The organism is Sphingobacterium sp. PCS056 (assembly GCF_023273895.1).
Classification (GTDB): Bacteria; Bacteroidota; Bacteroidia; order Sphingobacteriales; family Sphingobacteriaceae; genus Sphingobacterium.
In genome coordinates, this window is sequence record NZ_CP096883.1 from 5,108,738 (window position 1) to 5,120,818 (window position 12,081).

Here is a 12,081-nt window from a genome sequence, read left to right on the forward strand (position 1 = left end):
TTCTGCAAAGGTAGGATTTAGATTGATAAATATTCGCTTAAAAAAAAGAAAAGAATGAAATTTTGTATCATATCGCCTGTGCAATTGCATAACCAGATGCCCAAGCCCATTGAAAATTGTATCCTCCTAACCACCCCGTAATGTCTACGGCCTCACCTCCAAAAAATAAGCCACTTACGTTTTTACTTTCCAAAGTTTTAGCGTTCAGCTCTGCTGTCGAAACACCTCCACGCATCACCTCAGCTTTATCATAACCCTTATCGCCTGCTGGCTTAACTTTGAATTTATGAATCGTATCTATGATTAAATTGGCGTCTACTTTGCTTAGAGAAGCTATTTTAGTATCTAATGGCAGAAATTTACCGAGGGCTTCTACCATTCTTTTTGTAAAATAATCATTCAAGATATTCGAAACCAAACGTTTTCCACCTTCATTACGTTCATCTTTGATTATTTTATCCAATTGAAACCGAGGCAAAAGATCAATATAGAACTCTTCTCCAGCACGCCAATAAGATGAAATCTGTAGAATCGCCGGACCACTTAAGCCCCAATGCGTAAAAAGGATGTTCTCTTCAAAACTAATCTTATGATTATAAACTCTAGAAAAAACTGAATTACCAGCTAAAGAAGCATACCAGTCGGCCTCCTTTCCTGTAATAGTTAGAGGTACTAAAGCAGGTGCGGTAGGTACAATTGCCATCTCAAATTTCTTAGCCGTACGAATAGCAAAATCAGAGGCCCCCAACTTCGCGACAGGTAAACCTCCGCTGGCCATAACAACCTTCTTTGTCGTTAACTGTTGAACGCCCTTTTCACTTTCCACTGTTAAGACAAAGTCATCTTCAAGCTTTTCAATAGCCTTAACAACCGTGTTTAATCTTATATCCTGATCCGTTGCAAATAAAATCTTAGTAAAAACGGCTACAACATCTTTAGCCTTATTCGAAGAAGGAAATAATTGTCCCAACGTTTTCTCCTCACCAAATATACCATGCGACTCAAAAAAACTCAATGTATCATCTACCGTCCATTGACTAAATGCAGATCTTAAAAAATCTACATTATCGGACACAAAATTATCGATGTCAGTACCCAAATTGGTATAATTACACCTTCCTCCTCCAGAAATTAGAATCTTAGCCCCAACTTTATCATTTCGCTCAATTACTAAAGTTCGCTTACCTAATAATCCAGCTTGAGCAGCACACATGAGCCCACACGCCCCTCCCCCAACTATAATGGCATCATATTGCTTCATATTTATATTATTAATAGCCTATTAGTTCATTATCTAATGAAATGACACGACGTTCCGCCTGACTTTTTATCCCCAGTTCGATAATACGAATAACATCACGGCCTTGTTCTGCCGTAACAATTAGAGGAGTTTTCCCAAGAATAGCATCTGCTATATTTTGGTAATAATCAGGATAGCTGCCTAATTTCGAAGTAACGGTCTCTTCGAGATCTTTCCCATTATAAAGCAAATTCAATTTACCATAAATAGATGGATCCTCTTTGCCCCAATTAGGATGCTCATCAGGAAACACACCCGCACGTAATAACTCCTCTTGAGGATCAACACCATTTTTCAAGAAGTTTCCGTTTAATGCAAATACAGTGTATCGCGGAGTCGGCTCTTTAGCAAGCATCCCTCCTTTCAAAGAAACACGCATTTCTGGATAGTAAAGGAGTAATTCGAAATTATCAATTGCCCCCGCTCCAGGTCTTTGAATAGTCAAATCTGCAAATACAGCATTTGGTCTACCGAAGAGTTGTAGCGTCTGATCAATTAAATGCGCTCCAAGATCATAAAAGATTCCTGAACCTGGCAGATTATCTTCTCGCCACGCACCCGGTCTAAGATGGTTACGGAAACGATCGTAACGAACTTCAAAATTCTTGATCTGCCCAAGTCGTTCGTCCTTAATCACCTCTTTGATCGTTCTAAAATCTGAGTTGAATCTTAAATTATGGTACACAGATAGAATTTTACCGCTTTCTTTTGCCAATGCGATCAATTCATCAGCCTGTTCAGATGTATTGGTAAATGGCTTTTCGACTACCACATGTTTCCCTGCTAGCAATGCCTGCTTAGCAAAAGGATAATGCATATCGTTTGAGGTCGCGATAACGACTAAATCAATAGATTCGTCATTTAATATATCATCAATATGATCCACAGCTAATGCTGTAGGATACTTTTCACTTACAATTACTTTTTGTTCTGCTTTACGAGCAGTTATTTTCACTAATTCAAGTTCAGGAATGGATCGCATAACCGGAGCATGAAACACTTGTCCTGAAATACCAAAACCAACTAAACCTACACGAATTTTCTGAGTCATCATCTTTTAAATTACATACGTTCAGGAACTTCAATTCCTAATAAATTCATGCCTTTAGCGATAATTTTTGCAGCTGCTGCTGAAAGATGCAAACGGAAGTTTTTGACTTCTTCAATTTCTGCTTTCAAAATCGTCTCCTCATGATAAAACTTGTTGTACAATTTCGCAACTTCATAAATGTAGTTGGACATCTGAGCAGGGCTAAATTCTTGAGCTGAAATCGCAATAATATTCGGAAAATTTCCTAAACTCATGATTAAGTCTCGCTCGTAAGCCGATATAGACGCAGGAACCGATATTGCTGACAACTCATCAAAGTTTGCCTTTGAAAGCACGGATTTGATACGAGCATATGTGTATTGAATAAACGGACCTGTATTCCCTTGAAAATCAACAGATTCCTTTGGATCAAATAATAATCGTTTCTTAGGATCAACCTTTAATAAGAAATATTTCAATGCTCCCATACCGATGGTATTATATAGTGCATTTTTATTTTCCTCAGACAGACCTTGCGTTTTACCCAATTCCTCCGTGCGCTCTTTAGCTGTTTGAATCATCTCATTCATCAAATCATCAGCATCAACAACAGTACCCTCACGAGATTTCATTTTGCCAGAAGGTAGATCAACCATCCCGTAAGATAAGTGAAATAAACCACTAGCCCAAGATTTGCCCAATTTTTTCAAAATTAAGAACAATACCTTAAAATGATAATCTTGTTCATTCCCTACAACATAAATAGAATCATTCATATTGAATTCATCGTATTTCAATTGAGCCGTACCTAAATCCTGTGTAATGTACACTGAAGTCCCGTCTCCACGCAAGACGAGCTTTTCATCCAATCCTTCATCCGTTAAGTCAATCCATACAGAATTATCCTCCTTTTTGAAGAAAACACCGCTATCTAATCCTTCTTGAATAATATCCTTTCCTAGCAAGTAGGTATTTGACTCATAATAATACTTATCAAAATTAACACCTAACTGATTATACGTTTTTTCAAAACCTGCGTATACCCAGCTATTCATTGTTTTCCAAAGATCAATCACAGCCTCATCACAAGCTTCCCATTGCTGCAACATCGCTTGTGCTTCTTTTATCAATGGTGCATTCTTCTTAGCCTCATCTTCAGTTTGACCTTCAGCTTTGAGTGTCTCTATTTCTTTTTTATATTCTTTATCAAAAACAACATAGTATTTACCTACCAAATGATCCCCTTTCATACCTGTCGACTCAGGAGTCTCTCCATTTCCAAATTTTTGCCATGCAAGCATCGATTTACAAATATGAATACCACGATCATTTACCAAATTTGCTTTGATCACCTCATAACCATAAGCTTTTAAAAGTTCAGCAACAGAGTACCCTAACAGGTTGTTACGAATATGTCCTAAGTGAAGCGGTTTATTGGTATTTGGAGAAGAGTACTCCACCATTAACTTTTTACCATTTGATGGAAATACGCCAAAATCACTTTTCACGATTGTTTCATTTAAAAGAGAAATCCAATATTCATCAGCAAGACAAATATTTAAAAATCCTTTAATAACATTAAAATCTGAAATAGCTGTAATTTGACTTTTCAAATATTCACCTATCTCTGTACCGGTCTGCTCAGGAGATTTCTTAGAAAATCGGGTAACAGGAAAAGTTACAATTGTAATTTGTCCTTCAAACTCTTTGCGTGTCTCTTGTAAAGCAATTTGATTTTCAGAAATATCTGCATTATAAAGCTGTTTTACAGCTTGAACAGTGACTTCAATAAGTCTGTTTTGAATAGAATTCGCCATGTAATGATTATGTAAAATATGCAACTCCCTGATATAGAATACAAAAATAATTCACCTTCCCTGTTCTTGTATTCATATTGAAAGTATATCTTTGCAAAAATAATAAAAAATGCAGAGCTATCAGGAATTTCTTGACCTAAGTGTTGGTTTTCCGCAAGACGGATTCGAAATCATCGACGACGAATTGTATTTCCACGATTTGAATTTAATGGAAATGATAGAAACGTACGGTACGCCGTTGCGTTTTACTTATTTGCCAATCGTCAGCAAAAAAATTCAACAAGCGAAAATTTTGTTTCAAACCGCAATTTTGAAACACAACTACAGAGGGTCCTACAAATATTGTTATTGTACTAAATCTTCCCACTTCAAACATATTGTTGAAGAGGCATTGAAGAATGAAATTCACTTAGAGACGTCGTCTGCATTTGATATGCCGATGATTGACTCTTTAGAACGTCAAGGTACCGTAACAAAAGACATTACAGTAATTTGTAATGGCTTCAAAACATATCAGTACAAACAGTACATTATTGATATGATCCATGATGGGTATAAGAATATTATCCCGGTCTTAGATAACAAAGAAGAATTCAATCTCTATGATGATGAAATTGAACTGGAAGAACCATGTGCTTTGGGTATTCGTATCGCTTCAGAAGAGCAGCCAGACTCCCAGTTCTATACATCAAGATTAGGCATTCGTATTGAGGAAGTTATAGAATTCTATAATAACAAGATCGCCAACAACCCTAACTTTAAGGTTAAGTTGTTACATTTCTTCATCAATTCAGGTATATCGGACACACCATACTATTGGAATGAGCTAGAAAAGTATGTTACCCTATTCTGTAAGTTTAAGAAAGTAAACCCAGATTTAGATACGTTAGATATTGGTGGAGGTATGCCTTTTAAAGATTCTCTAGTTCATGATTTCGATTATGAATATATGGTCAATGAGATTGTGAACAGAATCAAGCAGATCTGCGCGCAGCATGAAGTAATGGAGCCTGATATTATCACCGAGTTTGGCAAATATACCGTTGCAGAAGCTTCAGGCATTTTGTACAAGGTATTAGGCAGAAAATTACAAAACGATCGTGAAAAATGGTTTATGATCGATGGTTCATTTATCACAAATTTACCAGATGTTTGGGCTTTAAATCAAAAATATATCCTACTTCCCATCAACAATTGGGATTCAGAATACGAGCGCGTTAATTTAGGCGGTATTACATGTGATGGTCAAGATTACTATAATCAAGAAGCACATACCAGCTCTGTTTTTATGCCCAAAACACGTAAGTTACAGTATTTAGGTTTTTTCCACACAGGAGCTTACCAAGATGTACTAAGTGGATATGGAGGTATTCACCACTGCCTGTTACCGTCACCAAAACATGTACTTATTCGTCGTAACCGCGACGAAACATTTAATTATGAAGTATTTGGTGAAGAACAAAATTCAAAACAAGTTATGAAACTATTGGGCTACCAATAAGAGCGTAGACAACAGATAATAAAAAGGTTAGAAATTTTCATTTCTAACCTTTTTTGTTTTATTTAATATCTGTTATTCATGATTAATTTGTATTTTTAGGTGTATAATACTTTAACGCAACCATAGTTATGACAGATTCAATTTATAATTGTTTATGGTTTGATGGTCAAGCCCAAGATGCAGCAAACTTCTACTGTTCAGTATTTAAAGATGGAAAAATCATTTCCTCCAATCCTTTGGTCGTTATTTTTCAAATTAATAACACTCGATTTATGGGACTAAACGGAGGTCCATCTTATAAACCTTCCGATGCTGTCTCATTTGTTGTTGAATGTGAAGATCAACAAGAAATCGATCACCATTGGAACATGTTGACCGCAAATGGCGGGCAAGAAAATATGTGTGGTTGGTTAAAAGACAAATTTGGATTTTCTTGGCAAATCATACCAAAAAAAATTCATGTACTCATTTCAAATCCAAAAGCAATGGAAGCTTTGGTGAAGATGAAAAAGATTAATATTAAAGGATTAGAAGAGGCGTCATAAGACAAAGTATTTAATGGCATGAGCACAAAAGCTATTCCTTATAAATCGCTCTCGTTATAACTGTCCTCATATCCAATGTTATTTAGACCGTAACCACAGAAAAATAATTATTTGTCATGTAAAACAATAACAATACGATTGTTATTATGCTATATAAATAAACAACAATACTATGAAAGAAGAATTTATCAATCTATCCTTAACTAAAAATGATCAAGTGAATCATTTTGAGCTTCATATAGGAGAGTATCAAGCTTTTATTGCATTCAAAGAAAGACCTACCAAAATTTGGCTTATACATACGGAGTCCGATCCACAACTGGCCGGCCAAGGAGTCGCAACTGCAATTATTGAAAAAACACTTCACTATTTAAAAGATCATCATTATACACTGTTTCCTCTATGCCCCTTAGTATATGCCTATATTAAAAAGCATCCTGAATGGAAAGCAATAGTGGATCCCAGTTTTGAAGGATTCGAACAAGATAAGTAGGTATAAATCTTATTTTTAGCTGAAATATAAAATAAATGTTTCAACAAATTACAACTGCAATCCATAAAATTAAGTTACCTTTGTCGCTTACAAATAAATAATTAGATTGCAATTTCAAGATTTAAAACTCATAGCTCCAATCCTTAAGGCATTGGAAGCTGTTGGATATACTACTCCTACCCCAATTCAGGAACAAGCAATTCCAATCATTTTTAGGAAAAATGATTTATTAGGTTGCGCTCAAACAGGAACCGGAAAAACTGCTGCTTTTGCTATTCCTATACTTCAAATGTTAAGTTATTCAAAAGTTAAAACTGCGAAAAAAAATATTCGTGCTTTAGTTTTAACACCAACACGCGAACTGGCGATTCAAATTGAAGAAAACTTTAATCAATATTCAAAAGATCTTCCACTCAAAAGTCTTGTAGTTTTTGGAGGTGTTGGACAACAGCCACAGCGCGATGCCCTAAAAAGAGGTGTGGACGTTCTTATTGCTACACCAGGTCGCTTATTAGACTTATATGGTCAAGGTTATATCGATTTAAAACATTTAGAGTTTTTTGTTTTGGATGAAGCTGACCGTATGTTAGATATGGGATTTATACATGACGTAAAGAAGCTAATTAAAATAATACCTGAAAAAAGACAAACATTATTTTTCTCAGCAACAATGCCACCTGAGATTCAAAAATTAGCAAATCATATTCTTGTTGATCCTATCAAGGTCGAAGTCACTCCAGAATCTACTACCGCAGAAAAGATCCAACAAGAAGTTTATTACGTTAAGAAAAACGACAAAAAAGATTTGTTAATCCATGTTTTAAAGGAGAAAAATATAAATCACGTGTTAGTTTTTTCTAAAACTAAACATGGTGCAGATCGTATCGTTAAAGATCTTGCAAAAAAGAATATTCAATCTGCGGCCATTCATGGAAATAAATCTCAAAGTGCCCGTCAAAACGCCCTTAAAAACTTCAAAGACCGCACCCTACGCGTATTGGTTGCTACCGATATTGCAGCACGTGGTATTGATATCGATGAGCTGGCATTTGTAATCAACTATGATTTACCCAATATTCCTGAATCATATGTACACAGAATTGGCCGTACAGGTAGAGCTGGTAAAGATGGTCAAGCGATTTCATTCTGCGACGAAGAAGAATATGCTTTTCTATTAGATATTCAAAAATCAATTCGTATGGAAATTCCTTTAGTGGAAAAACATCCCTACGCATTACATATCTCCGGAATAGCACCAAAAAAGCCTGCTGCAGCGAAGAAATCAGGAAGACCAGCATCTGCAGGCAGAAATGGACAAAGCTCTAGTAATGGAAATACTGGTGGAAATAGAAGAAGAACCTCATCAGGTCCAAGATCCGAAAATAGAAATAGAACTACTTCTAGAAGAAGAGATTCTTAAATAGAGAAATACAAAAAAAGAGAGGCTTTAGCCTCTCTTTGATTTTTTATTACCATACTCGCGATCGCGCTCGAAAGTATTCATATGCCTTTCTTTTTTCACTGGATATACATCCGCTATTGTAATCAAGATCCCCGTCTCTTCTACCTCACCAAATTCATCATTAATAGCTGTTCCAAATGATTTCATAGTTGGAGAAAGATTCATATAGGTATTGATTAAAGGTGGAATATTTTCTCCTAATGCCCTTATTTTACTATTCAAGAGTTTATAAGATTCTTTATAATCTAATCCGTCAAACATACCCTCATACTTAGAAAAATCATTTTCACAATTCAAACTCGGAATAGGTACAACTAAATTCTCTTTATCAGGAAAATGATACTCCATAAAATAAAGAAGCATACCTCGCGCCTCTTTATTATAGTGAGGGTACATCGTTACTTTTCCAAATAAGTATTTGATATCTGGATTGATCATCACTAAAGCGCCTAGACCATCCCAAAGATTATCCAATGAAAAAATTCCTTTACGGTTATCGATTGCAGGTTGAAATTTGGGTTGTACAAAAGATCGACCTAATTCGATCGTATAAGGTAAATAGTCACTTTTAAATCGTTCGGAAAATTGAAAATAATGTGCAGTAGATAAATTCGGAACACCATCTTTCATAGAGGCATTAGCACATTTAATAACACGATAACCTGCAACTACCTCCTCTTCTTCTGGATTCCATGCGATCAATTGATCATAGCAATCTTCACAAGTATCATTTTCGTCAATATCTATAGATAATCCAGTACCACCACCAGCACCTCTAAAAGTCAATTCTCTCAATCTTCCTATCTCACGCATCACATTGGGTGCGTTATGATAATTGATTAAGTATATTTCGTTATTTCCGTTGTTAGTGTAACGTATAAAAGCCTCTTTACCCAACTCAGCTTTTAACAACTCTCTATCAACTGGAGCAATAATTTCTTGCATAATTTTATTTTTCTTGAGACATTCCGTAAACCAATCGCTTAACCTCTTCAGCCCATTTTTTTTCGCCCTTAGATTGATCAAAATGTGTGTAAGATATTTTCTCGCCGATAACAATCGTCACAGTTTGGTTGCGTTGAGAAAACATTTCATCAGGTAGATAAAGCATTTCCAAATTTGCCTTTAAGCCAATCTTCTGTCTTAGCCTTGCAAAATTATAAAAAAAGTTAGAGTTTTTACCCTCAATATATACCGGTACGATATCTTTTTTATATTTCTTTGCCTTATTTATAAAACTTTTCTTCCATTCGAGATCCTCAATCCTTCCATCTGCTTGTTTTCTGGAGACCAGGCCTGCCGGAAATACCAGTAGCGCGGTATCAGAAGCATAAGCCTGTTCAATAGCAGCAATACCACTCTTCCCCTGTCCACCCAATTTATTCACAGGTATAAATAAGGGTTGTAGATTCCCTACATTCATTAATATATCATTGACCAGAAACTTGACATCTTTACGATACCGTCCGATAGCATGCATGAAAGCAATACCATCCAGACCTCCTAATGGATGATTAGAAGCAAAAATTACACTTTCATCAATCGGAATATTTTCTGCACCCTTTAACTCGACATGAACACCCAGGTCCTTTATTAGCGCATCTACGAAGTCTAAACCTTGCAAATTCGCAAAACGAGTCATGATATCATTGATATCATCCTCGTGGATAGTTCGCTCTAAATATTTTAATAAGAATGAAGGAATCCATTTTGCCAATTTTGGACTCTTCTTTCGAATTACTTCCCTAACTTCAATAAATTTCTGACTTGCAACCTCACCCATAAAAATTCCAGTACTATGATTTAACTACCTTACATATTCAAAATATAAATCGCACTTTTGTAAAAGTAGATAAAATTTGTACAATCCATTATCAATAATATATAAACTGTGCAAAGTTAAAGTAAAAATTTAATGACCTTTAATCTGATAAAGCTTTTTTATTAATAAAAATCGGATTGTTTAAACATTTTATTAAATTTAAGGTCAATAGTATACAGATAAACAACGGACATGTATATAGCGAACATCCCCCTATCACAAAACACGACCATAAAGCAAACTGACACGATCGCCTTTGCATTAGATCGAATGGAAGATTTCCAATTTCATTTACTACCAGTCGTAGATGGCGATAATTATTTGGGTTATATAACTCAAAATGATTTATTAAACGCCCTAGATGATCAATTCACTGTTGCTACGATCCATTTAAAAACAGATCCTATTTACGTCATGGCAAATCAGCACCCCTATGATGCAGTTCGCTTAATGACGGCATATCATATGGATACCTTGCCTGTTTTAGATGAACATAATAATTATAAAGGAATATTGACCTCGTTAGAACTAATCAAAACGATTTCAGTACTACAATCTCTCAATGACGTTGGAGCGATTATTGTTTTAGAAGTCGGAGCTCATGACTTTTCATTGTCTAAAATTGCTCATTTGGTTGAAGTCGAAAACTGTCAAATATTAAATTGTTCAACCCAAGCAATACTGGAGAATGCGACAATTCAAGTAACTATAAAGGTTAATCAATCCAATATAGCAAATTTACTTTCCTCTTTCGCACGACAAAACTATAAGGTTATGGCAAGTTTTAATACCCTACAAGAGTTTGATGACCTAGAAGATCGTTACAAACAATTAATGAATTACATCAATATTTAGCAATACGGTAGTTTTTTCTCATCTTTGGCAAACAAATACAATCATCACTGCTAGATAAAAAATACTGTACAATATGAGAGTGGCAATTTATGGTAGAGAATTTACTCCTTCAGTTATTCCCCATGTAAGACATTTACTAGAATATTTAATTGCGAAAGAAGTAGAAATATGGATTTATGATAGTTTTTATAATTTTCTAAAGAAACAATTTGATTGTACTAAAAACTTTTCTACGTACACTTCCAATGCAGATCTTCCTCTCGACACAGATTTTATGTTAAGTTTAGGAGGAGATGGAACTATGCTATCCGCAGTATCCCTAATTCACAACTCAGGCATACCCATCGCTGGTATCAATTTCGGAAGATTAGGATTTTTAGCTTCGATAAACAAAACAGATTTTGAAACATCCATTGATCAAATTCTTGTTAAAAATTATAAAATTCAAAAAAGAGCACTTTTAGCTGTTGAATCCCCAGATAAGGAATTATTTGGAGGAAATAGCAATTATGCTTTGAACGATATTACCGTATTTAGATACGATAGTTCTGCCATGATTACGATCAATGCCTACTTAAACGGAGAACTTTTAAATTCTTATTGGGCAGATGGACTCATTATTGCTACACCGACAGGCTCAACAGCCTATTCACTGAGTTGTGGAGGTCCTATAATTATGCCCGGAAGCGGCAATTTTGTAATCACTCCAATTTCTCCGCACAACTTAAATGTACGACCAGTAGTCATATCATCTGAATTTGAATTAGATTTAGAAATCGAAAGCCGTTCCGAAAAATATATATTGAGCTGTGACTCAAAAAATGAAACAGTACCAAGTAACGTTAGATTGAAAATCACAAAAGCACCTTTCTATATTAATTTAATTAGATTAGATGGAGAAAGCTATTTTGAGACCCTGAGAGAGAAATTACTTTGGGGATTAGACGTCAGAAATTATTGATATTAGCAATAATTTCTAATTCTCTATTCATCAAAAAGATTTATATTTACCACAAAATATTTTGAACAACTTATTCATTTAACTTACCCAGACCAAAGAGTTGTGCTACAAAGAGCAAATAATGCTCAATGCTGACTAGACGATTCTACATTTAATGAAAGGGTGGCTACTGAATATTCAAATCAAAAAGGACAGATATTTAGGTAGACAAGCTGAAATTGCTTATCAAAGTAATTTTCAATCATAGACATAAGTAGACTAATCAACATTCAATCATTACTACACAATAAAAGTT

Annotated in this window: 11 protein-coding genes; 6 read left to right on the forward strand and 5 right to left on the reverse strand. The window is 35.1% G+C overall.

The window, feature by feature from the left end; all coding sequences use genetic code 11:
* Positions 1-67: 67 nt before the first annotated feature.
* From MUB18_RS21460 to argS, 3 genes are read right to left on the reverse strand one after another with little or no spacing between them, the layout of a single operon-like run.
* The gene (locus MUB18_RS21460; RefSeq protein WP_248754581.1) at positions 68-1,261 is read right to left on the reverse strand and encodes an NAD(P)/FAD-dependent oxidoreductase; all 1,194 of its coding nucleotides are present in this window, start codon (positions 1,259-1,261) and stop codon (positions 68-70) included.
* Between the two features lie 10 nt (positions 1,262-1,271).
* Positions 1,272-2,354, reverse strand: coding sequence for an oxidoreductase (locus tag MUB18_RS21465; protein ID WP_248754582.1), 1,083 nt, complete (start codon positions 2,352-2,354; stop codon positions 1,272-1,274).
* An 8-nt stretch (positions 2,355-2,362) separates the two neighbouring features.
* Positions 2,363-4,147: an arginine--tRNA ligase gene (argS, locus tag MUB18_RS21470; protein ID WP_248754583.1), complete on the reverse strand. Its 1,785-nt coding sequence runs from the start codon at positions 4,145-4,147 to the stop codon at positions 2,363-2,365.
* A gap of 109 nt (positions 4,148-4,256) precedes the next feature.
* Here argS and MUB18_RS21475 point away from each other — a divergent pair, with 109 nt between their 5' ends.
* The 4 genes from MUB18_RS21475 to MUB18_RS21490 all read left to right on the forward strand — a co-directional run bounded on the left by MUB18_RS21475 (position 4,257) and on the right by MUB18_RS21490 (position 8,106).
* On the forward strand, positions 4,257-5,648 hold the full coding sequence (locus tag MUB18_RS21475) for an arginine decarboxylase (protein ID WP_045752429.1): 1,392 nt from the start codon (positions 4,257-4,259) through the stop codon (positions 5,646-5,648).
* Between the two features lie 128 nt (positions 5,649-5,776).
* Complete coding sequence (locus tag MUB18_RS21480; RefSeq protein WP_052627464.1) at positions 5,777-6,193, forward strand: VOC family protein; 417 nt, start codon at positions 5,777-5,779, stop codon at positions 6,191-6,193.
* A 172-nt stretch (positions 6,194-6,365) separates the two neighbouring features.
* Positions 6,366-6,686 carry a GNAT family N-acetyltransferase gene (locus MUB18_RS21485; protein WP_045752431.1) on the forward strand — a complete coding sequence of 107 codons (321 nt, stop codon included), beginning with the start codon at positions 6,366-6,368 and terminating at the stop codon, positions 6,684-6,686.
* Positions 6,687-6,792: 106 nt separating this feature from the next.
* Positions 6,793-8,106: a DEAD/DEAH box helicase gene (locus MUB18_RS21490; RefSeq protein WP_248754584.1), complete on the forward strand. Its 1,314-nt coding sequence runs from the start codon at positions 6,793-6,795 to the stop codon at positions 8,104-8,106.
* 27 nt (positions 8,107-8,133) lie between these two features.
* Here MUB18_RS21490 and MUB18_RS21495 read toward each other — a convergent pair whose 3' ends face one another.
* Positions 8,134-9,093 (reverse strand): GNAT family N-acetyltransferase, encoded by a 960-nt coding sequence (locus tag MUB18_RS21495; protein WP_045752433.1) that lies wholly within the window; start codon positions 9,091-9,093, stop codon positions 8,134-8,136.
* A gap of 4 nt (positions 9,094-9,097) precedes the next feature.
* A complete protein-coding gene (locus MUB18_RS21500; protein ID WP_045752434.1) occupies positions 9,098-9,931 on the reverse strand; it encodes a 1-acyl-sn-glycerol-3-phosphate acyltransferase in 834 nt (277 codons plus the stop codon).
* Positions 9,932-10,162: 231 nt separating this feature from the next.
* On the opposite strand from MUB18_RS21500, the gene MUB18_RS21505 reads away from it, so the two are divergent.
* Both MUB18_RS21505 and MUB18_RS21510 read left to right on the forward strand, forming a co-directional pair.
* Entirely contained in the window at positions 10,163-10,825 is a 663-nt protein-coding gene (locus MUB18_RS21505) for a CBS domain-containing protein (protein WP_084405263.1), read from the forward strand.
* Positions 10,826-10,898: 73 nt separating this feature from the next.
* Positions 10,899-11,786 (forward strand): NAD kinase, encoded by an 888-nt coding sequence (locus MUB18_RS21510; protein ID WP_045752436.1) that lies wholly within the window; start codon positions 10,899-10,901, stop codon positions 11,784-11,786.
* Positions 11,787-12,081: the final 295 nt, after the last annotated feature.

Excerpts from the sequence above, each read along its gene's own strand:
- MUB18_RS21505 (WP_084405263.1), top strand. The coding sequence starts at position 10,163 with ATGTATATAGCGAACATCCCCCTATCACAAAACACGACCATAAAGCAA.
- MUB18_RS21465 (WP_248754582.1), bottom strand. The coding sequence starts at position 2,354 with ATGATGACTCAGAAAATTCGTGTAGGTTTAGTTGGTTTTGGTATTTCA.
- MUB18_RS21475 (WP_045752429.1), top strand. The coding sequence starts at position 4,257 with ATGCAGAGCTATCAGGAATTTCTTGACCTAAGTGTTGGTTTTCCGCAA.
- MUB18_RS21495 (WP_045752433.1), bottom strand. The coding sequence starts at position 9,093 with ATGCAAGAAATTATTGCTCCAGTTGATAGAGAGTTGTTAAAAGCTGAG.
- MUB18_RS21485 (WP_045752431.1), top strand. The coding sequence starts at position 6,366 with ATGAAAGAAGAATTTATCAATCTATCCTTAACTAAAAATGATCAAGTG.
- argS (WP_248754583.1), bottom strand. The coding sequence starts at position 4,147 with ATGGCGAATTCTATTCAAAACAGACTTATTGAAGTCACTGTTCAAGCT.
- MUB18_RS21500 (WP_045752434.1), bottom strand. The coding sequence starts at position 9,931 with ATGGGTGAGGTTGCAAGTCAGAAATTTATTGAAGTTAGGGAAGTAATT.
- MUB18_RS21510 (WP_045752436.1), top strand. The coding sequence starts at position 10,899 with ATGAGAGTGGCAATTTATGGTAGAGAATTTACTCCTTCAGTTATTCCC.
- MUB18_RS21460 (WP_248754581.1), bottom strand. The coding sequence starts at position 1,261 with ATGAAGCAATATGATGCCATTATAGTTGGGGGAGGGGCGTGTGGGCTC.
- MUB18_RS21480 (WP_052627464.1), top strand. The coding sequence starts at position 5,777 with ATGACAGATTCAATTTATAATTGTTTATGGTTTGATGGTCAAGCCCAA.